The organism is Curtobacterium ammoniigenes NBRC 101786 (genome assembly GCF_001571045.1).
Taxonomy (GTDB): Bacteria; Actinomycetota; Actinomycetes; order Actinomycetales; family Microbacteriaceae; genus Curtobacterium; species Curtobacterium ammoniigenes.
Window position 1 is genome coordinate 243,753 of the sequence record NZ_BCSV01000005.1, and the last position, 24,224, is coordinate 267,976.

The following is a 24,224-nucleotide window of genomic DNA, read 5'->3' on the forward strand; positions in this document are numbered from 1 at the left end:
GTGGGGCGCAGCGCGGGGGTCGGCCGGTTCGCGGGTGCGATCGTGATGGCGGTGCTTCTAGCCGTGTATATCGCGCTCGTGGGGTGGCGTGCCGTCGCCTTCGTTGCGACCGGCATTCCGATCGGGATCGGTATTGGGATTGCGCTCGCAGTCGTGGCCATCATCGGCGTCGTGGTGCTCGTGTTCGAACTTCGGTTCGGCTTCCGAGTGACCCGACTCGCAGCCCGGCTTGAGCACGAGCACGGGACCCCCGCAGAGATCGTGCCGCTCCGGCCATCGGGGCGCCCGGATCGCGCTGCAGCCGACGCGCTGTTTCCGCGGTACCGAAGCGATGTCGAGGCGGCGCCGACGGACTGGAGGCCCTGGTTCCGTCTCGGAGTTCTCTACGATGCCGCGGGCGACCGACGGCGGGCCCGTGCCGCGATGCGGACGGCGCTGCAGCACGCCGCGGGAGAACGCGCGGCGGCGAATCGACGCTGATCGCTCAGTCGAAGATCGCGTCCACCGCGGATTCGACCGTCGGGTGCGCGAACGCATACCCGGACTCGAGCAGCCGGGTCGGAACCATTCCCTGGCTCGAGAGGAGCAGTTCGTCGGCGGCCTCACCGAGAACGAGCCGCAGGGCGCCCCCCGGAATGCTGAAGAGGTACGGACGATGCATGTCTTCGGCGACCCGGCGCGTGATGCGATCGCTGATCGCGAGCTCCGGACCGGCGAGGTTCACCGGTCCGGAGACGTCGTGCTCCGCGAGATGCACGATCGCGCCCACCTCGTCGTCGAGAGCGATCCACGGCCAGTACTGGCCACCCGGTCCGAGACGGCCGCCGAGCCCGAATCGCGTGAGCGGAAGAAGCGGCGCTGCAGCGCCGCCGCCCGCGCCGAGCACGAGGCCGGTGCGCAGGAGGACGATTCGGGTGCGCTCGGGCGCAGACGCGGCAGCCGCCTCCCATTCCACGCAGACGTCCGCGAGGAATCCGGTGCCCGCGGACGCGTCGTCGTCGAGCTGATCGGCCGGCCGGTCCCCGTAGTACCCGGACGCTGACCCGGAGAGGAACGCGGCTGGCGCGGTGTCCGCCTCGTGCATCGCCTGGACGAGGGTCCGGGTCGCGTCGATCCGCGACGTTCGAATCGCGCGTTTCGTCTCGGCCGTCCACGGCAGTTTCGCGATGCTCGCTCCGGCGAGATTGATGACGACATCCGCGCCGCTGACGATCGTCGGGTCGAGTGGCCGGGAGCCGGGCGCCCAGCGGAACTCGTGCGGGGAGCGCGGGTCGCGGCGCGTCAGCGTCGTGACCGTATGCCCGCGGTCGCGCAGGGCTCGGACGAGCGGGGTGCCGATGAAGCCCGAGGCGCCGGCGATGACGATGGAGAGCGAGTCGGCCATACGGACGACGCTACGCGGTCGAACAGCGCCCCGTGCGATGTCGGAAGCCTGCCCTAGAGTGACGACCGTGAGCGACACCGATAGCCAGCGCGTTTTGCCAGATCCCACGCTCGAGACACCGTATGAAGACCTGCTCCGATCGGTGCTGATGAACGGGCGACCGAAGTCGGACCGCACGGGTACCGGCACCCGATCCGTGTTCGGCGCGCAGCTGCGGTACGACCTGTCGAAGGGCTTCCCGCTCATCACGACCAAGCGCGTCCACTTCAAATCGGTTGCGTACGAGCTGCTGTGGTTCCTGCGCGGCGACTCGAACGTGCGCTGGCTGCAGGATCATGGCGTTCGGATCTGGAACGAGTGGGCGGACGAGTCCGGGGATCTCGGGCCGGTGTATGGCGTTCAGTGGCGGTCGTGGCCGACGCCGTCAGGCGCCCACGTTGATCAGATCGCTCAGGTGATCGATGCCATCCGCACGGACCCGGACTCGCGTCGCCTGATCGTGTCCGCCTGGAACGTCGCCGACATCCCGTCAATGGCGCTCGCGCCGTGCCACGCGTTCTTCCAGTTCGCCGTTCAGGACGGTCGACTGTCGTGTCAGCTCTATCAGCGCAGCGCCGACATGTTCCTCGGGGTGCCGTTCAACATCGCGTCCTACGCGCTGCTGACACACCTGGTCGCAGCGCAGACCGGCCTGCAGGTCGGCGACTTCATCTGGACGGGCGGCGACTGCCACATCTACGACAATCACGTCGACCAGGTCGAGGAGCAGCTCCGCCGTGACCCGTACCCGCTCCCGCGGCTGCACATTGCTCCGCGTGACTCCATTGACGCGTACGACTACGACGATTTCGCCGTGATCGACTACGTGCACCATCCGGCTATCAGCGCGCCGGTCGCTGTCTGATGCCATCGACCGACCCGGTCGGCTGGAGCGAGCCGCTTCCCGGCGTCGGCCTCATCTGGGCACGCACGCCCGCCGGTGTCATCGGCGCCGACGGCGGCATCCCGTGGCGGCTGCCCGAAGATCTCGCCCGGTTCAGAGCCATCACCGACGGAACCCGCGTCGTCATGGGGCGTCGAACCTGGGATTCCCTGCCGGAGCGCGTGCGGCCGCTGCCGGGCCGCCGGAACGTCGTCTTGACCAGCGACCCGGAGTGGTACGCGTCGGGAGCCGAGCGAGCTCCCGATCTGGCCGCTGCGCTCGACACGGACGAGCCGGTCTGGGTGATGGGCGGCGGGCGCGTGTATGCGGACGCGCTGCCGTTCGCGGACCGGATCGCCGAGACGATCGTCGACCTCGATGTTCCGGGCGACGCGTTCGCACCGGTGATCGACGCCCGCTGGGCGTGTACGGAACAGGGGCCGTGGACCGAGTCCGCTTCCGGCCTGCGGTATCGGTTCCTGGAGTGGCGAGCCCGCTCATGAGTGGTGGGCCGCGCCTCCCAACCGTCTGTCTGGACGGGAGCGGCGTGAGGGCCGCCCGGTAGGCTTGACGGGTGTCCGCTGTAGAGAATCCGTTCGGCCAGGTGCTCGTCGCACTTGTGACTCCGTTCACTCCCGACGGCGAGGTCGATTGGCCAGGTGTCGAGCAGCACATCGAGCACTGCATCAGTGCCGGGGCGGACGGCATCGTCGTCACTGGCACCACGGGGGAGACCTCGACGCTCACCGACCCCGAAAAGCTTCGCCTCGTCGAGGTCGGCAAGTCGGTCGCCGCCGGCCGAGCGAAGATCATCACCGGAGGCGGGTCGAACGAGACCGCGCACGCCATGCAGCTGTACAAGCAGAGCGAACGAGCAGGCGCCGATGGGGTGATGATCGTGACCCCGTACTACAACAAGCCCACGCAGGCCGGCATCCTCACGCACTTCCGGATGATCGCCGACGCGACCGATCTTCCCGTGATCCTCTACGACATCCCGGGCCGCACTGGTGTTCCGATCCAGTACGAGACCATCGTCCGTGCGTCGAAGCACCCGAACATCGTCGCCGTCAAAGACGCCAAGGGCAGCTTCGCCGAGGTGTCGCGCGTGCTGAACAACACCGACCTCATGTACTTCTCCGGCGATGACGCGAACGTGCTCCCGCACCTCGCCATCGGCGCCACCGGCCTCATTGGCGTGACGGCGAACATCGCCGCGGCGCCGTACCGCACCATCGTCGACGCGGTCAACCGCGGGGATCTGCACGCTGCCACCGAGCAGCATCGCCGTCTCGAACCGCTCGTTCGGGCCGTGATGACGCATGTCCCCGGCACCGTCGCTGCGAAGTACATCCTGCACGGTCTCGGCCGCATCGGGAGTCCGCGCGTGCGGCTTCCGCTCGTCGGGCCAGAAGAAGCAGAGGCCGCGGCGATCGAGACCGAGCTCGAGGGCGTCCACGACCTGGCCGGTGCCGATTTCTCGAACTTCCGTCCGGATCGCAACGCGGCAGCCGGCGGCGCCCTGCCGAAGGTGCCCGGCACCACACGCTAACCACCGCGGCGCAGCCGCACGATCGTCAGGAATCAATGCCCACGAAGATCATCGAACCGCCACCACTCGCGCCCGGGACGCTCCGGGTGATCCCGGTCGGCGGTCTCGGCGAGATCGGTCGCAACATGACCGTCTACGAGTTCGACGGCAAGTTGCTCATCGTCGACGCCGGCGTGCTCTTCCCCGAGGAGCACCAGCCCGGCGTGGACCTCATCCTGCCGGATTTCGCCCCCATCCGGCATCGCCTCGATGATGTGCTCGGCGTTGTGCTGACCCACGGGCACGAGGACCACATCGGCGCGGTGCCATACCTGCTCAGACTGCGTTCGGATATCCCCCTCATCGGTTCCACGCTCACGCTCGCGCTCGTCGAGGCGAAGCTGAAGGAACACCGGATCAAGCCGTACACGCTCGGTGTTCGCGAGGATCAGTCCGAGCAGATCGGTCCGTTCCATCTCGAGTTCGTCGCCGTGAACCATTCGATCCCGGATGCCCTTGCGGTTGCGATCACGACCCCGGCCGGCCGCGTCTTGCACACGGGCGACTTCAAGATGGACCAGCTGCCGCTCGATGATCGGATCACGGACCTCCGAGCGTTCTCGCGGCTGGGCGAGGCCGGCATCGACCTCTTCCTGCCGGATTCGACGAACGCCGACGTGCCGGGATTCACACCATTGGAGCGAGAAATCGGTCCGGTCCTCGAGAACGTGATCTCCCGCGCGCGGAAGAAGGTCGTCGTCGCGAGCTTCTCGTCGCACGTGCACCGTGTGCAGCAGGTCCTCGATGCAGCGGCCGCCGCTCACCGCAAGGTCGCCTTCATGGGCCGGTCGATGGTCCGGAACATGAACATCGCGGCCGAGCTCGGGTACCTGCGCGTGCCGGAAGGGATCCTCGTCGACGCGAAACGCGCCTCCGACGTGCCGGACGACCAGATCGTCTACATGTCGACCGGATCCCAGGGCGAACCGATGGCGGTTCTTGCGCGGATGGCGAATCTCGAGCATCAGGTCGAGATCGGCGAGGGCGACACCGTCATCTTGGCGTCCTCGCTCATCCCGGGCAACGAGAACGCCGTGTACCGGGTGATCGACGGTCTCACCAAGCTCGGTGCTCGTGTCGTCCACAAGGGCAACGCGAAGGTCCACGTGTCCGGGCATGCTGCTGCGGGCGAACTGCTCTACTGCTACAACATCCTCCGACCGAAGAACGTGCTTCCGGTGCACGGGGAGCATCGCCACCTCTTCGCCAGCGCAGACCTGGCGATCCAGACGGGCGTGCCACCGCGGAACGTGATTCTCGGCGAGGACGGCACGGTCGTCGATCTGCGCGACGGCGTCGCCACGGTGGTGGGCCAACTCGATCTCGGGTACGTCTACGTCGACGGCTCGACCGTCGGATCGATCACGGACGCGGACCTCAAGGACCGTCGAGTGCTCGCCGAAGAGGGGTTCATCTCGGTGTTCTGCGCGGTCGACTTCACGACCGGGCAGTGCGTCGTCGGTCCGGAGATCCAGTCGCGCGGATTCGCCGAGGACGACTCCGTCTTCGACGACGTGCGCCCGCAGATCGTGCGCGCACTTATCGACGCTGCCGCGAACGGCACCCCGGATCAGCATGCGTACAGCCAGGCCGTTCGCCGAACCGTCGGTCGGTGGGTGAACACCCGCCATCGTCGTCGTCCGATGATCGTCCCGGTCGTCATCGAGGCCTGAGCCGGCCACGCGGCACGGACTGATCCCGATCAGGAGGCGCGGCGCGGCTCGCCCGGTCCGCGCGCGCCTCCTGCCCATTGTCCGGAGTCGCAAGTAGCGTTACCGGCATGGCCGGAGGCACCAAGTCGACCACGCGCGGCCGCGCGAGCACGTCGTCGCGCCCAACAACGCGGTCGGGGTCCCGCTCTGGAACGCGCGAGGCCGGACGCACGAAGGTGCTTCCCGAGCCCATCCCGAGCGGCGGACCGAACCCGCTGGTCGCGTTCTGGCTCGCGATGGCGCACGGCGTCGGGGCGATGTTCCGGTTCCTCGGCTCGGAAGCCCTCGATCGTGCGGAGCGCCGCGACGGATTCCCGTTCCTGCTCTTCTTGCTCTCGATCGCGGGCGCGGTCGTCGAATGGCTGAATCCGACGAATGCGGTGTCCGTCGCGCTCGATGCGTACACCTTCGGGGGGCTGTTCGGCCGCCTTGCATTCGCGCTTCCCGTGATCATGATGGTCTTCGCCGGATGGCTGTTCCGGCATCCGTCCTCCGTGCATGACAACACCCGCATCGGCATCGGTCTCGGGCTGATGGTGATCGCGATCTCCTCGCTCTGCCACATCTATGGCGGTCAGCCAGCCGCTTCAGATGGCATGCCGGTGCTTGCCCACGCCGGTGGCATCATCGGCTGGGTCGTGATCGGGTGGCTCACGGCAGTCGCGACCGCCTGGGTCTCTGCGCCGCTCGTGATCGCACTGCTCGTGCTGTCACTGTTCATCATCACGAAGACGCCGCCGAACAAGGTCGGCGTGCGCCTGCACGAGCTGTACGCCTACCTCTTCGGAACGACCGCACCGGTGACGGACGAGGACGGCACTGCCGCGGACGCGCCGACGAAGCCGCTTCGGGGCCGCGGTGCGAAGGGGACCGATTTCGACCCCTTCGCGGACCTCGGCCTCGACGACGCCGCTCCGGATGACGACGCCGGCCAACTGCCCTGGTGGCGACGGAACAAGTCCGGCCGTGAGGAAGACCCCGCGTTCGACAGTCCGGTGCTCATGCCCGCGGACACGGCGGCGCAGTCGCCTGCGCCTGACGTGCCGTCGTTCACGGACCTCATCGATCGGACGCCGCAGCAGCCTGCCTCGCTGAACCTCAACGACTCGATGGACGTCACCGATGCGGAGGTGCGCGCATCGGGCCCGGCGACCGCATCGATGTCGTCGGAGGCGCCGTCCGACGCGCGTCCCACCGAGATCATCCCCGCGGAGGCGCCCAGGGCGCCCGGCGAGAGCGCGGCCGACGAGGGTGAGCCCGCTGAGTCGATCGATCCTGCGCTCGTGGACGGTCTCGCATCGGAGGGCCCTGCCGCCGACCGTCCGTATCGGCTGCCTGCCGCGTCAACGCTGAGTTCCGGCACGCCGGCGGTCGCCGCCAGCCAGGTGAACGAGGACATCGTGGCCGCGATCACGGGCGTGCTGAACGAGTTCAAGGTCGACGCGAGGGTCACCGGGTTCTCACGCGGGCCCACAGTCACGCGCTACGAGATCGAACTCGGTCCGGGCGTGAAGGTCGAGCGCGTCACTGCGCTCTCAAAGAACCTCTCATACGCGGTTGCATCGAACGAGGTCCGGATCCTTTCGCCGATCCCTGGGCGGAGCGCGATCGGTGTCGAGATCCCGAACACCGACCGAGAGATCGTCTCGCTCGGCGATGTCCTGCGCTCGAATGCGGCCGCCAAGTCGAAGCATCCGATGACCATCGGCGTCGGAAAGGACGTCGAAGGCGGATTCGTCGTCGCAAATCTCGCCAAGATGCCGCACCTGCTGGTCGCGGGCGCGACCGGTTCGGGGAAGTCCTCGTTCGTCAACTCGATGATCACGTCGTTGCTCATGCGCGCCAAGCCGTCCGAGGTGCGGATGGTCCTCGTGGATCCGAAGCGCGTCGAACTGTCGATCTATGCTGGCGTGCCGCACCTCATCACGCCAATCATCACGAACCCGAAGAAGGCGGCGGAGGCGCTGCAGTGGGTCGTCAAAGAGATGGACATGCGCTACGACGACCTCGCGTCGTTCGGGTTCCGTCACGTCGATGACTTCAACCGCGCCGTCGTGAACAACGAGATCGTCCTCCCGGTGGGCAGCGAGCGGACCCTGAAGCCGTACCCGTACCTCCTCGTCGTGGTGGACGAACTCGCGGACCTCATGCTCGTCGCTCCTCGCGACGTCGAAGAATCAGTCGTCAGGATTACGCAGCTCGCCCGGGCGGCGGGGATCCACCTGGTGCTCGCGACGCAACGGCCCTCGGTCGACGTCGTGACCGGCCTGATCAAGGCGAATGTGCCCTCGCGGCTCGCCTTCGCTGTGACCAGCGTCACCGATTCGCGAGTCATTCTCGACCAGCCGGGCGCGGACAAGCTCATCGGACAGGGTGACGGTCTCTTCCTGCCGATGGGGTCGTCGAAGCCGGTTCGCGTGCAGGGCGCGTGGGTGCAGGAATCCGAGATCGCCGAGGTGGTGGCGCATGTCACCCGGCAGGCGCGGCCCGAATACCGCCAGGATGTGCAGGCGGTTGTCGAGCGCAAGGAGATCGATGAGGACATCGGCGACGATCTCGAGCTGCTGCTCGCCGCGGTCGAACAGGTCGTGACGACGCAGTTCGGCTCAACGTCGATGCTGCAACGCAAGCTTCGCGTCGGGTTCGCGAAGGCGGGTCGCCTCATGGACCTGATGGAGTCGCGCGACATCGTCGGTCCGTCGGAGGGGTCCAAGGCCCGCGACGTCCTGGTCTCCGCGGACCAGCTTCCCGCAATCCTCGCGAAGCTGCGCGGCGAAGACGTTCCGCGCGCCGCGGAGCCGGCCACCGCCTCCGGGGCCTCGGGGGCCGGAAACGCGCCTGGCGAGTGGGCCGCTGGCGTCTCCGGCGGTGCAGCGCCAGCCTCCGGTTCGGAGGCCGGATACCGCGGGTCCGAAGACCCGGTCGCAGAAATGACGCGTGGGTACGATGAATACGACGCCGATCCTGACGAGGACGCCTGGGGTCTGACCGGGAGGGAGTGATCGGCATGGTGAGCGAGCACCCGCCGACCGGCGCGCGATTCCCATGGCGCGGACGACTGCTCCGTCAGGGAGACGGTCCGGCCTCGACCGCGAACGTCGCGAACATCATCACCGTTGTCCGCATCCTGATGGCGCCGCTGTTCTTCGTGCTGCTACTGGCCGATGCTGGGCACGACGGATCGCTTCGGATCACCGCGGCAATCCTGTTCGTCGTCGCGATCATCACCGACTCGGCGGATGGCATCATCGCGCGGCGGCAGAATCTCGTCACCGACTTCGGCAAGCTCGTCGACCCGATTGCCGACAAGGTGCTCATCGGCGGTGCGCTCATCGCCCTATCGATCCTCGGCGAACTGCCCTGGTACGTCACGGCCTTGATCCTGCTTCGGGAGGTCGGCATCACGGTCTTCCGATTCATGGTGCTGTCCGATCGGGTTATCCCCGCAAGCCGCGGGGGAAAGATCAAGACGGTGCTGCAGGCGGTCGCGATCACGCTCGCACTGTTCCCGTTCTGGAACGTGTTCGGATCCTGGGTGGACATCGTGAACATCGTGCTGATGAGCGCGGCGCTGGTGGCAACCGTCTGGAGCGGACTCGACTACCTGTACCAGGCGTGGAGACACGGCCGGACAGCGGCGTGAGCGGGCTCGCAGCAGCCCTCATCCGTGCCCTCGTCGCGTCTGACGCAACACTCGCGGCAGCGGAGTCCCTGACCGGCGGCCTCGTCACTGCGGAACTCGTCGGTGTGCCGGGTGCGAGCGCCGTCGTCCGCGCCGGGATCGTCGCCTACGCGACGCCGATCAAAGCATCGTTGCTCGGCGTCGATCCGGCGCTGCTGCACCAGCATGGCGCGGTGCACCCTGACGTCGCGCTGCAGATGGCGATCGGGGTTCGGAGAGCGGCCGCGATCGATGGACGGCCCGCGACGTGGGGGGTCTCGACGACGGGGGTTGCCGGTCCGGACCCACAGGACGGTCAGCCCGTGGGCACGGTCTACGTCGGAATCGCGAGCGCTCAGGCGGCGGCGGCATTCGGCTTGCAGCTTGTTGGCGATCGATCGGCAATCCGCACCGCCACGGTCTCCGAATTGCTGATGCGACTGCACCGAGCAGTGACCGGTGTGGAGTACGGGGAATAGGTCCCGTTTCCATCCGGTTACAGATCGTGCATTCACACGCTTCATCCACTGTCGTCTGGTTAGCATGCAACAACCGACAGCAGTAGTGTTGCTGCCTCACCTCAGCCATCCGGGCCGGTGAGCGTTGGATGACAGAGAGGAGGAGATCTCATGGTTCTCGTTCGTCAGGAAATCGGCGACGTGCTGCGGGACTTCCGCTTGCAGAAGGGCAGGACCCTCCGCCAGGTTGCATCCAAGGCAAGCGTCGCGCTCGGCTACCTCAGCGAGGTTGAGCGTGGACAGAAGGAGGCGAGCTCCGAGATCCTCGCCTCTGTCGCGGACGCGCTCGACACGCCGATCTCGGTGATCATGCGCGAAGTCGGCGACCGGCTCGCGGTCATCGAGGGTCTCGCGCCCGTTCCGGACACGCTGCCCGACGACCTCATGGCAGAGTTCGACAAGGACCTCGCCGTTCGCTGACCGGCCTGAGCAATCACGCAAACCACCCCGTCGTATCCGACGGGGTGGTTTCGTCGTGTGTAGAACGGCACGAGGCATCCGTGGCTCCGCGCTTAGGCTGGATCGATGCGAGTGAGCGAGTTCTGGCTGGCGGTCGAGCAGGAGTTCGGTGAAGGCTACGGTGCCGTTGTGACGCACGACGTCGTGCTCGAGGCTCTCGGCGCTCGGTCTGCGGCGGATGCCCTCGCGGTCGGCATCGATGCACGCACGGTCTGGGAGGCGCTGTGCGAGTCCCAGGACATCCCGCCGTCGCGCCGGCACGGGAAGGGCCTCGCTGCGCCGAAAGACTGACGCCGCACCCCATGCGTCCGCGCTCAAGGTGGACGGGAGCAGTTGCTGCTCGTGCGATCTCCGCTGATGGGGCAATCCCAACGGATTCGAAGATGTCTTCGGCGTGTTGATCGAACATCTGTTCGGCTGGTGTTAGCGTCATCCCCACGCAGGTCTTTCCGGCCACTGTCCACAGGACAGCCTTCTTCGCCGAGCGGTGTCGGTGGCTGTTCCTAGATTCAGAGCACGGAAATACCTACGAGCCTTGTCGGCGACACGACGGCCTTGCTCCATCGGCCATCGGAGAGCCGACAGCCTAGAGGCGCCGACCACGAGCAGAGAGAAGCACATCATGCCCTCACCGGCAGACCGCGAGAAGGCCCTCGAGACCGCCCTCGCGCAGATTGACAGGCAGTTCGGCAAGGGCACCGTGATGCGTCTGGGCTCGGATGAGCGCGCGCCGGTCGCGACGATTCCGACCGGTTCGGTCGCGCTCGACGTCGCTCTCGGTATCGGTGGCCTGCCTCGCGGCCGCATCATCGAGATCTACGGGCCCGAATCCTCCGGAAAGACGACGCTCACGCTGCACGCCATCGCGAACGCACAGCGCAATGGCGGTATCGCGGCGTTCATCGATGCTGAGCACGCGCTCGACCCCGACTACGCCAAGAAGCTCGGCGTCGACATCGATGCGCTCCTCGTCTCGCAGCCCGACACGGGTGAGCAGGCGCTCGAGATCGCGGACATGCTCGTCCGGTCGGGCTCGATCGACCTGGTCGTTGTCGACTCGGTCGCTGCGCTTGTGCCCCGCGCGGAGATCGAAGGTGAGATGGGCGATTCGCACGTCGGGTTGCAGGCTCGCCTCATGTCACAGGCGCTCCGCAAGCTCGCGGGCGGGTTGAACCAGACGCAGACCACGATGATCTTCATCAACCAGCTGCGCGAGAAGATCGGTGTCTTTTTCGGCTCGCCGGAGACGACCGCCGGCGGTAAGGCGCTCAAGTTCTATGCGTCAGTCCGGCTCGATATTCGTCGAATCGAAACGTTGAAGGACGGCACCGAGGCCGTTGGGAACCGGACTCGAGTCAAGGTCGTCAAGAACAAGATGGCGCCGCCGTTCAAGCAGGCCGAGTTCGACATTCTCTACGGGGTCGGGATCTCCCGCGAAGGATCGCTGCTCGACTTCGGCGTCGATCACGGCATCGTCAAGAAGTCCGGGGCCTGGTACACCTACGACGGTGATCAGCTCGGTCAGGGCAAGGAGAACTCTCGGAACTTCCTGATCCAGAATCCCGAGATCGCTGCGGACATCGAAGGCAAGATCCTTGCGAAGCTCGGTATCGGCGCCGCAGGTTCGGCTCCCGCACCGGTTGAATCCATCGAGCCGAAGATCGCAGCGCGAAAGGGTGCCTGACTCGGTCAGCCCGCCGGGTGAGGACGCAACCGAATCCGACCGTGGCACGCTCGCCCCGGTGACCGAGTTGTTCTCGGCTCGCCGGGGGAGCGCACCACGCTGGCTGCCGCCGGTGACCGGGCTGGCGTCCTCCACAGCGTCGGATTCCTCGCCGGACGCCGAGCCGAACGCGCCGGTCACCCCAGTGAAGCCCGTGAGTGGTCTCAGCGACGTACCGCGTGCATCGGCGCAGGCCAGTGCCGCGATCGACGGGAATGCTCCGGCACTCGACGCAGCGGCCGTCGAGCGCCTGAGTATCCGTGCTCTCAGTCGTCGTCAACTCAGCAGCTCAGAGCTCCGAGCGGCGCTCCAGCGCCACGACACCCCAGCAGATGCCATCGATGCGGAGATTGCCCGCTTAGAGCGCGTCGGCCTGCTGGACGATCACGCGTTGGCGGGGGAGCTCATCGATCGGCTCCGTACTCGGAAGCAACTCGGACGTATCGCGCTGGTGCAGGCGCTTCGTCAGCGCGGTCTCCCAGCCGCTGTCATCGACGAAGCACTCGACGCCGACACGGCGACGGACGACGACGAAGCATCTCGCGTCAATGAGTTGGCCGAGCGACGCGCTGCGCAACTCCGCAACCTCGATCGCGCGACCGCTGAGCGGCGCCTCGCCGGGTTCCTCCAACGCAAGGGGTACAGCGGGTCGCTTGTGCGCGACGCCGTGACGCGCGCGCTCGGCGGCGCGGCGCCGGGAAGCACCTCGACGGTCCGCTTCGAGTGAAACCCCGACGTAAACTGTCGGCACCATGGCGAGTATCGCGGCGACCCCCCGCACCTATCAGGTCCGCACCTACGGGTGTCAGATGAACGTGCACGACTCGGAGCGATTGAGCGGCTCGCTCGAAGCAGCCGGCTACGTCGCGGCCACCGATGACAACGCCGACATCGTGGTCATCAACACCTGTGCGGTGCGCGAGAATGCGGACAATCGCCTCTACGGGAACCTCGGCCACCTCGCCTCGGTCAAGCGCGACCACCCCGGCATGCAGATCGCGGTCGGCGGCTGCCTTGCTCAGAAGGACAAGAACGTCATCCTGGAGAAAGCTCCGTGGGTCGACGTCGTGTTCGGTACCCACAACATGGGTGCGCTCCCGACACTCCTCGAACGTGCCCGGCACAACGGCGAAGCCCAGGTCGAAATCCTCGAGGCGCTCGAGGTGTTCCCGTCGACGCTCCCGACGAAGCGCGACTCCACCTACAGCGGGTGGGTGTCGATCTCCGTCGGCTGCAACAACACGTGCACGTTCTGCATCGTGCCCTCGCTCCGCGGGAAAGAAAAAGACCGCCGTCCGGGCGACGTGCTCGCGGAGATCCAGGCACTCGTCGACGATGGCGCGATCGAGGTAACGCTGCTCGGGCAGAACGTGAACTCCTACGGCGTCGAGTTCGGTGATCGGCTCGCCTTCGGGAAACTGCTGCGAGCTGCAGGCACAATCGACGGGCTCGAGCGCATCCGGTTCACGAGCCCTCATCCTGCAGCCTTCACCGACGACGTCATCGATGCGATGGCCGAGACGCCGAGCGTCGCACCACAGCTCCACATGCCGCTGCAGTCCGGCTCCGATCGGATTCTTCGCGCTATGCGTCGGAGCTACCGAAGCGACCGCTTCCTCGGGATCCTCGACCGCGTGCGCGCACGCATCCCCGACGCAGCGATCACGACGGACATCATCGTCGGATTCCCGGGCGAAACGGACGAGGACTTCGAGGACACGCTCCGCGTCGTTGAGCAAGCCCGGTTCTCGTCCGCATTCACGTTCCAGTACTCGATTCGTCCTGGAACGCCCGCGGCGACGATGGACCATCAGGTTCCGAAAGAGGTTGTGCAGGAGCGATACGAGCGTCTCACTGCCCTGCAAGATCGGATCACGGCGGAAGAGAACGCGCGGCAGGTCGGGCGAACGATCGAGGTGCTCGTCGCCACCGGCGAAGGTCGAAAAGATGACGCCACCCACCGAATGTCCGGCCGGGCCGCTGACGCGCGACTCGTCCACTTCTCAGTGCCCGCCGGCCAGGAGGCTCCCCGTCCTGGCGACATGGTGACCGTCACGATCACCAGGGCAGCGCCGCACTACCTCATCGCCGACACCCCGGTCGGCTCGCAGCTTCCGATCCGGCGCACGCGCGCCGGCGACGCATGGGATCGGGCAGAAGCGGCGTCCTGCGCTGTCCCGGAGCCGACCGTCGCCGGAACCAGCCGTGTGTCGCTCGGTCTCCCGAGCCTCCGAATCGGGAGCTGAACTGGGCCAAAACGGCGCACCGCCCCCGGCCGCGGGTGGGCGAGCGTCGCACCGATCGCCGATCGCAATCGTCGGAGCCACCGGGACCGGAAAGACGGCGGTGTCCCTCGCGATCGCGGAACGCCTCGCCGCCCGCGGGATCATCGCGGAAGTCGTCAATGCGGACGCGATGCAGCTATACCGCGGAATGGACATCGGCACTGCGAAACTGCCGCTTGCAGAGCGCCGCGGCGTGCCGCATCACCAGCTCGACGTTCTCGAACCGACCGACGAGGCGAGTGCTGCCGCGTATCAATCGGAGGCTCGGCGCGACATCGAGGACATCCAGCGCCGCGATCACGTGCCGCTCCTGGTCGGCGGCAGCGGCCTCTACGTGTCGAGCGTGCTCTTCGAGCTCCGATTTCCGGGGACCGATCCGGTGCTGCGCGCGGAACTCGAACAGGCTCTCGAACGCCGGGGCGTCGGTGCCTTGCTCGCGGAGCTTGCCGAGATCGACCCGACCGCAGCAGCGACCATCGACGCGCAGAACCCGCGGCGGATCGTGCGCGCACTCGAGATCGCTCGGACCGTCGGTTCCGCGACCACGCGCCTCCCATCTGAACCGGTCCCGTGGCAGCCGGCTCGGATCGTGCACCTTGTGCGGGACCGCGGTGAACTCGTCGATGCGCTCGATCGGCGTGCCGCGGACATGTTCGACCGCGGGCTCGTCGAGGAAGCCGCCACACTGCAGCGCCGGACGGGTGACCTTGGTCGAACGGCGCGCGCGGCCATCGGATACGCCCAGGCGTTCGATGTGCTCGCGGGCCGACTGACCGGTCCGGAGGCTGTCGCCGCGGTCGCGCATTCCACGCGGCGCTATGCGCGCAGACAGGTCTCCTGGTTCCGCCGATACGACGCCGAGCAGGTCGACATGACGGGCGTTCCACCCGGTGGTGTCGCCGCGGTGGCCCGTAGGATCGTCGGGTGACGGAGATCCATTTCACCAAAGGCCACGGCACCGGCAACGACTTCGTCCTCTTCGCCGACCCGGACGGCCTCGTCGAATGCACTCCGGAGCGCATCCGGGCGATTGCCGACCGCCGGTTCGGCGTGGGCGCAGACGGCGTCATCCGGGCGGTCCGTTCTGCGTCGCTGCCGGAGGGGAGGGCCCTCATCGTGGACGCGCCGGAGGCCGTCTGGTTCATGGACTATTACAACGCCGACGGTTCCGTCGCAGAGATGTGCGGGAACGGTGTGCGCGTGTTCGCGCGGTACCTGACCGAGGCAGGGCTGGTGGAGCTGCCCGCCGGTGAGACCCTCGCAATCGGAACCCGGAAGGGTGTCGTCGATATCCAGCGCCAGACGACCGGCTTTCAAGCCGACCTCGGGCGATGGAGCCTCGGGCTCGACGGGAACGGCAGCGACGACATCATGGTCCGGGCGCGCAATCTCGACGGTGCCCGGCCCGGAATCGGGATCGATGTCGGCAATCCCCACGTCGTGGTGGCGGTCGCGACCGATGACGAGCTCACCGACGTCGATCTCACCTACGTCCCCGTCCTCGATCCCGAGCCGCTGCACGGCGCCAACGTCGAGTTCGTCCTTCCGGGCGATCCGCTGATCCGCGACGGCGTGGGCCACATCACCATGCGGGTGCACGAGCGCGGCAGCGGTGAAACCCTGTCGTGCGGCACCGGCGCGATCGCGGCGGCCCTCGCTGTTCGGTATTGGGCGGGTGCCGGCGCACCGGATACGTGGCGAGTCCGAGTGCCGGGCGGGGATCTCACGGTTCGCATGATGGCGACCGAGGAGGGCGAGCATGTCGCCCTCGCTGGTCCTGCCGAGCTGGTGTTCGTCGGCGACCTGACGGTCTGACGGCCGGCCCCATCTGACCCGCGGCTCAAGCGGTCTCAGATCCGCGCTCGACGTGGAGAACCCGGTACCCCTTCGCTGTCGATGCGCGGCTCACCGCGAACCCGGTTCCGAGCGTGTCGGCCAGCCACTGCTGCAGCGAATCGGCGCCGAGCTGCTTCGCAACGACGAGCCACGCCTCCCCGCCATGCTCGAGACGCGGCAGCCACTCGAGCAGGAGCCGGTGCAACGCGGCCTTCCCGACCCGGATCGGCGGGTTCGACCAGATCGTCTGGAACCGGACGTCCGGCGGGACGGACTCCGGGTCGCCGACTCGGACGTTCGCCGCGCCGGCCGCCACGGCGTTTGCGGCCGCGAGTTCGAGGACACGCGCATTGACGTCGATCGCCCAAACCGTCGCGGCGGGCGCGCGCAGCGCCATGTCGATGGCAAGGGGGCCCCAGCCCGTTCCGACGTCGAGCAGATTGCCGTGTGACGAGGGTGTGGGGACGGCTTCGAGCAGGACCCGCGTTCCGGTGTCGAGGCGTTCGGGGCTGAAAACACCGGAATCGGTGGCGAGTTGCAGGGGCCGTCCGGCAAGCACCACTTCGATGCGACGCGGACGGGAGGCGCTCGCGGGATCGGCAGAGAAGTAGTGCTCGTTCGCCATGAAAGAACCGTACCGGCGGGGCGGTGTGTCGCCCGTCTCCCGGAGGTACCCTGTGCACCGTATGACGAATCCACAGCCGAACAACGACTTCTCCGACGAGGGTGCCGGAATCGTCGAGCGAGTCCTCCGCAATGCTGAGTCGCGCGCCGCCGTGTTCGCGCCTGCGCAGGCGATCCAGACTCGTCGGCTTGGCGAACCCGATTGGACCGGAGACGGCGATCAGTTCGACCGCGACGACCGTGCTGCGCTTCGCCGTGTCGCCGGTCTGTCGACCGAACTCGAAGACGTCACCGAAGTCGAGTACCGACAGCTCCGACTCGAGCGCGTGGTGCTCATCGGCGTGTATGCCCAGGGCGATGCCGAGGACGCCGAAAACTCTATTCGTGAACTGGCGGCGCTCGCCGAGACCGCGGGCGCGATGGTCCTCGACGGTCTGCTGCAGCGCCGACCGCACCCGGATCCGTCGACGTATCTCGGTCGGGGCAAGGCCGACGAATTGGCCATGATCGTGAAATCGACTGGTGCCGACACCGTGATCGCCGACACCGAGCTCGCGCCGAGTCAGCGGCGTGCGCTCGAGGATGTCGTGAAGGTGAAGGTCATCGATCGCACTGCAGTGATCCTCGACATCTTCAGTCAGCACGCGAAGAGTCGCGAGGGCAAGGCGCAAGTCGAGCTCGCACAGCTCGAGTACCTCCTCCCTCGGCTGCGAGGCTGGGGTGAGTCGATGTCACGGCAGGCCGGTGGTCAGGTCGGCGGTGCAGGCGCCGGAATGGGCTCGCGAGGTCCCGGTGAGACGAAGATCGAGCTCGATCGCCGACGCATCCACTCGCGAATGGCGAAGCTTCGTCGCCAGATCGCGTCGTTCCAACCGGCACGCGAAGCGAAGCGTGCGGAGCGTCACCGCAACGAGGTCCCGAGCGTCGCCATCGCCGGCTACACGAATGCCGGGAAATCGTCCCTCCTGAATCGGCTGACGAGCGCCGGCGTGCTGGTTCAGAACCAGTTGTTCGCAACGCTCGATTCAACGGTCCGACGGTCGACGACCGAGCAGGGACGGCCCTACACGTTCGCGGACACGGTCGGATTCGTCCGAAACCTGCCGCATCAGCTTGTGGAGGCGTTCCGATCGACACTCGAAGAGGTCGCCGACGCAGATGTGATCGTGCATGTCGTCGACGGGTCGCACCCTGACCCGGCCGCGCAGCTGAGTACGGTCCGCGACGTCATCGGGGAGGTGGGCGCCCGTTCCATCCCCGAGATCGTCGCCTTCAACAAGGCAGACCTCATCGACGACGCGACGCGGCTGATTCTGGTGGGTCTCGTGCCGGACGCGGTGTTCGTGTCGGCCCGCACAGGCGAGGGCGTTTCGGACCTTCTCGCGGCGATCGAACGACGGCTGCCGGAACCAGACGTCGCACTGACGCTCGTCGTGCCGTATTCGCGCGGTGATGTCGTGTCGCGTCTTCACGATCTCGGCGCAGTTCGGTCGACCGAGTACGTTGCCGATGGCACGCGACTCGACGTGCGCGTCTTTCAGCGCGATGTCGCCGAACTCGACGCGTTCATCGTTGGCGTTCCCGAGGTCGCCGCGGCGTCGATGAGCTGATCCAGTTCGTCGGCTGCTCGGGAGGCCACCGACGGCGCGCTCGTCCCGTTAGAGGGAGCGGAGTACCGCGACGACTTTGCCGAGCACGGTGGCTTCGTCACCGAGGATCGGTTCAAAGTTGGTGTTGCGGGGGAGCAGCCAGGTGTGGCCGTCGCGCTGGCGGAACACTTTGACCGTCGCCTCTTCGTCGAGCATGGCGGCAACGATGTCGCCGTTCTCGGCCGTCTGCTGCGCACGCACCACCACCCAGTCGCCGTCGCAGATCGCAGCGTCGATCATGGACTCGCCGACGACCTTCAGCATGAAGAGATCCCCGGTGCCGACGAGCTGTCGGGGGAGCGGCACGATCTCGTCCACGTGCTGCTCCGCCGTGATCGGGATACCTGCGGCGATGCGTCCGACGAGGGGCACGAGTGTTGTCGCGTCGATATCGGGAGCGTCGGTGTCGGGCTGGGCCTCGACGAGAACTTCCAGTGCGCGGGGACGGTTCGGGTCACGTCGGATCCAGCCGCCGAGTTCGAGCTGTCCGAGCTGATGCGAAACGCTCGACAGGGAGGCGAGCCCGGCTGCGTCCCCGATCTCGCGCATGCTCGGCGGATATCCGCGGGTCGCGATGGAGGCGCGAATCGCGTCCAGGATCGCCTGCTGCTTCGCTGTCAGTGGCTTCTGTCCGCGCTGCCCGTCGACCACGGTGCTCCCTCTCGGATCGGTCCCGCCCAGGAGCGGCTGCTCCGAATGTCAGTGGTCGGGGTTTGACTGTTTCCAGTTCTTCGAAACTGTATCCAACGGGACACGGCCGAACAAACATCCGTTCGAGCGTGTCGCTGAATTCGGGGTGGTCACACCCGAAGCAGTCGCTGTATGCTCGAGCAATCGAACATACGTTCGGTACACAGATTCGCAGCCACCTCGACGAAAGGGATCAATCATGAGCTCCACGGCGATCAGCGCTCCCCTGTCGGCCCGACCGAGCGTCCGCACGCGGCTGCGCCTCACACGGCGCGGGCGCGCTGTGCTGACCACCCTCGCCGCGGTTCCGGTGGTCCTGGCGATCCTGCTGGGCGTGCTGAACAGCGGCCAGGCAAGCGCCGGCAACACGGCAAGCCACGTGCATTTCCAATACGTCACCGTCGAGCCGGGGAGTTCGCTCTGGCAGATCGCCGAGACAGAGGCGCCGAAGAGCGACCCGAGTCAGTTCGTGCAAGACGTGGTCACCCTCAACAACCTGCAGACGTCGGTCGTGCAGCCCGGGCAGCGAATCGCGATCCCGCCGCAGTACACGGCGTCGCACTGAGCCGGCCGCTCCAATCCGATCTGCCCTCGCCCGTCCGTCTGGACGGCATGGCAGTGCGGCAGTCGCGTCGCCATACCATGGTGCGGTGGCAATCACGCTAGAAGAACTGCCGATTCGAGACGACCTGCGCGGGGCCGTACCGTATGGCGCTCCGCAACCGCACGTTCGCGTCGCCCTGAATGTGAACGAGAACACGCATCCGGTGCCGCGCGAAGTCGCCGACGACATTCTGGCCGAAATCGACGCCGCCCTGCGCACGATCAATCGCTACCCCGATCGTGAGTTCACCGCGCTCCGCGCATCGCTTGCGGCATACCTGGGGCATGGCCTCGAGGCCGCGCATCTCTGGGCTGCCAACGGTTCGAACGAGATCATCCAGCAGTTGTTACAAGCGTTCGGCGGGCCTGGGCGAAGTGTGCTCGGCTTTCCCCCGACGTACTCCATGCACTCGATCATCGCGGCGGGCACTGGCACGGCATGGATCGCGGGAGCCCGCGATGCCGAGTTCGCGATCACGGCTGCCACGGCCGTCCGGCACATCGACGAGCACCACCCCGATCTCGTGTTCTTCTGCGGTCCGAACAATCCGACCGGGACTCCGCTCGACCTGGAGACCGTCGAGGCCGCCTACGATGCGACGACCGGAATCGTGATGGTCGACGAGGCATACGCGGAGTTCATGCCGCACGGACAGCGCACTGCACTTGATCTCCTCCCCGGACGGGAACGCCTCGTCGTCTCGCGAACAATGAGCAAGGCGTTCGCGTTCGCCGGTGCACGCGTGGGCTACCTTGCCGCAGATCCGGCAGTGATCGACGCGCTCCGGCTCGTTCGCCTGCCCTACCACCTGTCCTCGCTGACGCAGGCCGCCGCTGTCGCTGCCCTCCGGCACGCGCCGATCATGCTGAGCATGGTCGACGACATCGTTGCGCAGCGCGACCGGATGGTGCGTGAACTCCGCGCGATGGGATACACGCCGCACCAAACCTGGTCGAACTTCGTCCTCTTCGGCGGTGTTGCCGACCCGCAGGCGACCTTCGCGTCGCTGCTCGCGAAGGACATCATCGTTCGTGACCTCGGCATCCCCGGTCACCTTCGCGTCAGCGCCGGGACCGCGGCCGAGACAACCGCGTTCCTCGACGCAATGCGCGAGATCTCGCGCTCGCAGCCTCCCGTTAGGGTTGTCGCATGACCGCCAGCCGGACCGCGACGATCACCCGGACGACGAGCGAGTCGAGCGTCACGCTCCGGCTCGACCTCGACGGCAGCGGGACCTCGTCGGTGTCCACCACCGTGCCCTTCTTCGATCACTTGCTGACCGCGTTCAGCAAGCACTCGCTGATCGACCTCGAGGTCGACGCGCACGGTGACACCGATATCGACGCCCATCACACGGTGGAGGACACCGCGATCGTGCTCGGTCAGGCGATCCGTCAGGCGCTCGGAGCGCGAACCGGTATCGCTCGATACGGCGACGCGACGGTGCCGCTCGACGAGGCGCTCGCCCAGGCGGTCGTCGACGTATCCGGCCGTTCGTACCTCGTCCACACGGGGGAGCCAGACGGGTTCGCGCTCCACCGCATCGGCGGCCACTTCACTGGATCGCTCGTCCGTCATGCGTTCGAGGCGCTGACCGCACACAGCGCGGTCACCATGCACGTGCGCGTGCTGGCGGGCCGAGATCCGCACCACATCGCCGAGGCAGAGTTCAAGGCGGCCGCTCGCGCCTTCCGCGCCGCCGTCGCCCTCGACCCGCGCGTCCACGGGGTGCCCTCGACCAAGGGCGCTCTGTGATCGGCGATTCGGCGTCGCGGTGACCGCGCCATCGGTGGTCGTCCTCGATTACGGCTCGGGCAATGTGCATTCCGCGGTGAAGGCGCTCGAGCGTGTCGGTGCGCAGGTCACCCTGACGGCGGATCGCACGTCGGTGCTCGCGGCCGATGGTCTCCTCGTGCCTGGGGTCGGCGCGTTCGCGGCCGTCGTCTCGCAGTTGGAGTCAGTGCGGGGCGGCGAGCTGATCGGCCGCCGACTCGCCGGTAGCAGGCCTGTCCTCGGGATCTGCGTGGGCATGCAGGTGCTTTTCGAACGGGGCGTTGAGCGTGGCGAGGCCGTCGATGGGCTCGGCGAGTGGCCGGGCACCGTCCGGGCGCTTCGTGCCGACATCGTGCCGCATATGGGATGGGACACCGTGGAGGCGGCGCCCGAATCGGTCCTGTTCTCTGGCATCGAGGATGAGCGCTTCTATTTCGTGCACTCCTACGCGGCGACGGAAATGCCGATCGACGCGAATCCGCGGCGACGCCCGCCGCGGATCACCTGGGCCGAGCACGGCGAGCGCTTCATCGCGGCCGTCGAGAACGGCCCGCTGTCGGCGACCCAGTTCCACCCCGAGAAGTCCGGAGATGCCGGGCTGACGCTCCTCGAGAACTGGGTGCGGTCGCTGTGACCGACCCGCGCCTCCAGACCGACGAAGGTTCCTCAATGGCAGACACCGCCCCGATCCTCACCCTGCTCCCCGCGATCGATGTCGTCGACGGGACCGCTGTCCGACTGACCCAAGGCGAAGCAGGAACGGAGACCGGGTACGGCTCGCCGATCGAGGCCGCGCGCACGTGGGCCGCGCAGGGCGCACGGTGGATCCACCTCGTGGACCTCGACGCGGCGTTCGGTCGAGGCGACAACCGTGCCCTGACCGCGCAGGTGGTTGCCGAGGTGCCCGACATCGCCGTCGAACTGTCCGGCGGAATCCGCGACGATGCGACGCTGGACGCCGCTCTCGCGACCGGTGCCCGCCGCGTGAATCTCGGCACCGCAGCGCTGGAGCGTCCGGAATGGACGGCCGAGGTGATCGCTGCCCACGGCGATCGGATCGCTGTTGGGCTCGACGTCCGTGGAACGACCCTGGCCAGTCGAGGTTGGACCGAGTCCGCGGGTGACCTCTTCGCGGCGCTGGAGCGACTCGATGACGCTGGCTGTGCGCGCTACGTCGTCACCGATGTGACGAAAGACGGCACGCTCACCGGCCCGAATCTCGAGCTGCTTCGGCTGGTCACGTCTCGGACGTCGCGTCCGGTCGTCGCGTCCGGGGGTATTTCCACGCTCGACGACCTTCGTGCACTCCGCTCGCTCGTTCCGATCGGGGTGGAGGCTGCGATCGTCGGCAAGGCGCTGTACTCGGGGGCGTTCACCCTTGCCGAGGCGCTGCAGGCGGCCACCGCGTGAGTGCGGGGATCTCGAACGGGCTCCCGCCGGAAGGTGGCGACGCCCCTGGGGGAGCCGACAGCGCCGGAACCCCATGGGCCGGCCGTTCTTTCGGCGGTCACGACGACGCCTACGCAGACGACGACGGCCGCGCGGATCCGCGCCTCGTCAGCGCCATCGAGGCTCTCCAGGGGGGCGGCTCTGCGCGGGGCGTCGTCGATGCCGTGCGTTCGGCTCGGTTGCTCGTCCCGCTTCTCGCCGAAGCCGGAGCCATCGGCCACACCGCCGATGGCCGTCAGGTCGACAAGACGCAGGAACTCGCGGTCGTCACCGTTGCCGGTCCGGACGGTCGCACCGTCATGCCCGCGTTCTCGTCCGCCGACACGCTGACGGCGTGGAATCCCGAGGCACGTCCCGTTCCGGTCGATGCCCGGAAACTGGCGCTCGCCGCGGTCTCCGAGGGCACCGAGCTCATCGTCGTCGATCCTGGAGGCGCAACCGAGTTCCTGATTCGGCGACCGGCCGTGTGGTCACTCGGCAAGGGCATCCCGTGGATCCCCTCGTGGGAAGATCCCGAGGTCGCGGCTGCATTCGCTGCGAGCAGCGCCGTCGATCCGCGTATCGCGCAGATCGTCGTACTCCCCGGGGACCGGCTCGGGCGCTCCGCCGGGCCGGAACTCCGCGTCGACCTTGCGATCGCGCCGGGACTCGACGCGCAATCGGTGCAGGCCATTCTCGGCGCTGTACAACGGCGTTGGGCGGAGACCACGATCATCGCCGAGCGAGTAGACAGCCTCTCGGTCGCGGTGCGCGCGGCCGCCTGACGCGCGCCGCTCCGCTCAGTTCACGGGACCGGTGAACTTCTCACCGGGGCCGTTCCCGGGGGCGTCCGGGATCGCGGACGCTTCTCGGAACGCGAGCTGCACCGAGCGCAAGCCGTCCCGGAGGGGTCGCGCGTGATGGTCGCCGATCTCCGCAGCGGCGGCCGTGACGAGGCCGGCGAGCGCGGTGATGAGCTTTCGCGCCTCGTCGAGGTCGAGCTGGGCCTCCGGGTCGTCCGCGAGCCCGACCTTGACCGCTGCTGCGCTGAGCAGGTGCACCGCGACCGTGTTGATGAGCTCGACGGCCGGGACTTCGGCGATGTCGCGCGCAGCGGCCATCGTGTCCTGTTCCGACTCCGTCGGTGACGGTGTGCTGACGTCTGGACTGTCGGTCACGGTGCTCCTCTGATACCATCGTCGGCGGCAGTTGCTGCCCGGTGTCATTGATGCCGGTCGGCATCAAGAAGAGGAGCTCGCTCCCACCCGGCGCTCTGCCATCGGAACCCGCTCGCGGGTCCGAAGTCAGGCTACCGGGTCACTTCCGCTCCGCCGCACGGACGAGTCCTTGACTCGGCTGTGGGCC

General features: G+C 67.4%; 26 protein-coding genes. 22 read left to right on the forward strand and 4 right to left on the reverse strand.

Going from position 1 to position 24,224, the window contains the following annotated elements:
- Window positions 1-480, forward strand: coding sequence for a hypothetical protein (locus CAM01S_RS12305; RefSeq protein WP_373277706.1), 480 nt, complete (start codon window positions 1-3; stop codon window positions 478-480).
- Window positions 481-484: 4 nt separating this feature from the next.
- Here the strand turns inward: CAM01S_RS12305 and CAM01S_RS12310 are convergent, their stop codons facing one another.
- Window positions 485-1,384, reverse strand: a complete 900-nt coding sequence (locus tag CAM01S_RS12310) for a TIGR01777 family oxidoreductase (RefSeq protein ID WP_066522061.1) — start codon at window positions 1,382-1,384, stop codon at window positions 485-487.
- 148 nt (window positions 1,385-1,532) lie between these two features.
- Here CAM01S_RS12310 and CAM01S_RS12315 point away from each other — a divergent pair, with 148 nt between their 5' ends.
- The 14 genes from CAM01S_RS12315 (at window position 1,533) to dapF (ending at window position 16,070) form a co-directional block, all read left to right on the forward strand.
- On the forward strand, window positions 1,533-2,288 hold the full coding sequence (locus tag CAM01S_RS12315; RefSeq protein ID WP_066522308.1) for a thymidylate synthase: 756 nt from the start codon (window positions 1,533-1,535) through the stop codon (window positions 2,286-2,288).
- Window positions 2,288-2,809: a dihydrofolate reductase gene (locus CAM01S_RS12320; protein ID WP_066522064.1), complete on the forward strand. Its 522-nt coding sequence runs from the start codon at window positions 2,288-2,290 to the stop codon at window positions 2,807-2,809. The genes CAM01S_RS12315 and CAM01S_RS12320 overlap by 1 nt, the downstream gene beginning before the upstream one ends.
- Before the next feature lie 71 nt (window positions 2,810-2,880).
- The gene (gene dapA, locus CAM01S_RS12325) at window positions 2,881-3,858 is read left to right on the forward strand and encodes a 4-hydroxy-tetrahydrodipicolinate synthase (RefSeq protein WP_066522067.1); all 978 of its coding nucleotides are present in this window, start codon (window positions 2,881-2,883) and stop codon (window positions 3,856-3,858) included.
- Window positions 3,859-3,893: 35 nt separating this feature from the next.
- Window positions 3,894-5,570, forward strand: coding sequence for a ribonuclease J (locus tag CAM01S_RS12330; protein ID WP_066522069.1), 1,677 nt, complete (start codon window positions 3,894-3,896; stop codon window positions 5,568-5,570).
- A 107-nt stretch (window positions 5,571-5,677) separates the two neighbouring features.
- Window positions 5,678-8,611 (forward strand): FtsK/SpoIIIE family DNA translocase, encoded by a 2,934-nt coding sequence (locus tag CAM01S_RS12335; RefSeq protein ID WP_066522075.1) that lies wholly within the window; start codon window positions 5,678-5,680, stop codon window positions 8,609-8,611.
- Between the two features lie 5 nt (window positions 8,612-8,616).
- A complete protein-coding gene (pgsA, locus tag CAM01S_RS14725) occupies window positions 8,617-9,252 on the forward strand; it encodes a CDP-diacylglycerol--glycerol-3-phosphate 3-phosphatidyltransferase (RefSeq protein ID WP_066522314.1) in 636 nt (211 codons plus the stop codon).
- Window positions 9,249-9,749 carry a CinA family protein gene (locus CAM01S_RS14730; RefSeq protein WP_066522311.1) on the forward strand — a complete coding sequence of 167 codons (501 nt, stop codon included), beginning with the start codon at window positions 9,249-9,251 and terminating at the stop codon, window positions 9,747-9,749. The genes pgsA and CAM01S_RS14730 overlap by 4 nt, the downstream gene beginning before the upstream one ends.
- A 150-nt stretch (window positions 9,750-9,899) precedes the next feature.
- Complete coding sequence (locus CAM01S_RS12350; RefSeq protein WP_066522076.1) at window positions 9,900-10,208, forward strand: helix-turn-helix domain-containing protein; 309 nt, start codon at window positions 9,900-9,902, stop codon at window positions 10,206-10,208.
- Between the two features lie 105 nt (window positions 10,209-10,313).
- On the forward strand, window positions 10,314-10,538 hold the full coding sequence (locus CAM01S_RS12355) for a DUF3046 domain-containing protein (protein WP_066522077.1): 225 nt from the start codon (window positions 10,314-10,316) through the stop codon (window positions 10,536-10,538).
- Between the two features lie 331 nt (window positions 10,539-10,869).
- Window positions 10,870-11,931, forward strand: coding sequence for a recombinase RecA (gene recA, locus CAM01S_RS12360; RefSeq protein ID WP_066522085.1), 1,062 nt, complete (start codon window positions 10,870-10,872; stop codon window positions 11,929-11,931).
- Window positions 11,932-11,989: 58 nt separating this feature from the next.
- Entirely contained in the window at window positions 11,990-12,697 is a 708-nt protein-coding gene (locus tag CAM01S_RS12365; protein ID WP_169795873.1) for a regulatory protein RecX, read from the forward strand.
- Between the two features lie 25 nt (window positions 12,698-12,722).
- Window positions 12,723-14,216, forward strand: a complete 1,494-nt coding sequence (gene miaB, locus CAM01S_RS12370; protein ID WP_066522094.1) for a tRNA (N6-isopentenyl adenosine(37)-C2)-methylthiotransferase MiaB — start codon at window positions 12,723-12,725, stop codon at window positions 14,214-14,216.
- Window positions 14,217-14,283: 67 nt separating this feature from the next.
- On the forward strand, window positions 14,284-15,183 hold the full coding sequence (gene miaA, locus CAM01S_RS12375) for a tRNA (adenosine(37)-N6)-dimethylallyltransferase MiaA (RefSeq protein ID WP_306306292.1): 900 nt from the start codon (window positions 14,284-14,286) through the stop codon (window positions 15,181-15,183).
- Complete coding sequence (dapF, locus tag CAM01S_RS12380; RefSeq protein WP_066522097.1) at window positions 15,180-16,070, forward strand: diaminopimelate epimerase; 891 nt, start codon at window positions 15,180-15,182, stop codon at window positions 16,068-16,070. Before miaA ends, dapF begins: the two co-directional genes overlap by 4 nt.
- A 25-nt stretch (window positions 16,071-16,095) precedes the next feature.
- Here dapF and CAM01S_RS12385 read toward each other — a convergent pair whose 3' ends face one another.
- Entirely contained in the window at window positions 16,096-16,716 is a 621-nt protein-coding gene (locus CAM01S_RS12385) for a class I SAM-dependent methyltransferase (protein WP_066522101.1), read from the reverse strand.
- Window positions 16,717-16,777: 61 nt separating this feature from the next.
- Here CAM01S_RS12385 and hflX point away from each other — a divergent pair, with 61 nt between their 5' ends.
- Window positions 16,778-18,325, forward strand: coding sequence for a GTPase HflX (gene hflX, locus CAM01S_RS12390; RefSeq protein WP_066522108.1), 1,548 nt, complete (start codon window positions 16,778-16,780; stop codon window positions 18,323-18,325).
- Window positions 18,326-18,373: 48 nt separating this feature from the next.
- Here the strand turns inward: hflX and lexA are convergent, their stop codons facing one another.
- Window positions 18,374-19,015 carry a transcriptional repressor LexA gene (gene lexA / locus CAM01S_RS12395; RefSeq protein WP_066522113.1) on the reverse strand — a complete coding sequence of 214 codons (642 nt, stop codon included), beginning with the start codon at window positions 19,013-19,015 and terminating at the stop codon, window positions 18,374-18,376.
- A gap of 238 nt (window positions 19,016-19,253) precedes the next feature.
- On the opposite strand from lexA, the gene CAM01S_RS12400 reads away from it, so the two are divergent.
- The 6 genes from CAM01S_RS12400 to CAM01S_RS12425 all read left to right on the forward strand — a co-directional run bounded on the left by CAM01S_RS12400 (window position 19,254) and on the right by CAM01S_RS12425 (window position 23,644).
- The gene (locus tag CAM01S_RS12400; RefSeq protein ID WP_066522115.1) at window positions 19,254-19,619 is read left to right on the forward strand and encodes a LysM peptidoglycan-binding domain-containing protein; all 366 of its coding nucleotides are present in this window, start codon (window positions 19,254-19,256) and stop codon (window positions 19,617-19,619) included.
- A gap of 85 nt (window positions 19,620-19,704) precedes the next feature.
- Entirely contained in the window at window positions 19,705-20,811 is a 1,107-nt protein-coding gene (locus CAM01S_RS12405) for a histidinol-phosphate transaminase (protein ID WP_066522117.1), read from the forward strand.
- Entirely contained in the window at window positions 20,808-21,413 is a 606-nt protein-coding gene (gene hisB / locus CAM01S_RS12410) for an imidazoleglycerol-phosphate dehydratase HisB (protein WP_066522125.1), read from the forward strand. Before CAM01S_RS12405 ends, hisB begins: the two co-directional genes overlap by 4 nt.
- 19 nt (window positions 21,414-21,432) lie before the next feature.
- Window positions 21,433-22,065 carry an imidazole glycerol phosphate synthase subunit HisH gene (gene hisH, locus CAM01S_RS12415; protein WP_066522127.1) on the forward strand — a complete coding sequence of 211 codons (633 nt, stop codon included), beginning with the start codon at window positions 21,433-21,435 and terminating at the stop codon, window positions 22,063-22,065.
- Between the two features lie 35 nt (window positions 22,066-22,100).
- Window positions 22,101-22,841: a bifunctional 1-(5-phosphoribosyl)-5-((5-phosphoribosylamino)methylideneamino)imidazole-4-carboxamide isomerase/phosphoribosylanthranilate isomerase PriA gene (gene priA, locus CAM01S_RS12420; protein WP_066522129.1), complete on the forward strand. Its 741-nt coding sequence runs from the start codon at window positions 22,101-22,103 to the stop codon at window positions 22,839-22,841.
- Entirely contained in the window at window positions 22,838-23,644 is an 807-nt protein-coding gene (locus CAM01S_RS12425) for an SseB family protein (RefSeq protein WP_245631638.1), read from the forward strand. Before priA ends, CAM01S_RS12425 begins: the two co-directional genes overlap by 4 nt.
- Before the next feature lie 15 nt (window positions 23,645-23,659).
- Here CAM01S_RS12425 and CAM01S_RS12430 read toward each other — a convergent pair whose 3' ends face one another.
- The gene (locus tag CAM01S_RS12430; protein ID WP_066522324.1) at window positions 23,660-23,980 is read right to left on the reverse strand and encodes a DUF1844 domain-containing protein; all 321 of its coding nucleotides are present in this window, start codon (window positions 23,978-23,980) and stop codon (window positions 23,660-23,662) included.
- Window positions 23,981-24,224 lie beyond the last annotated feature (244 nt).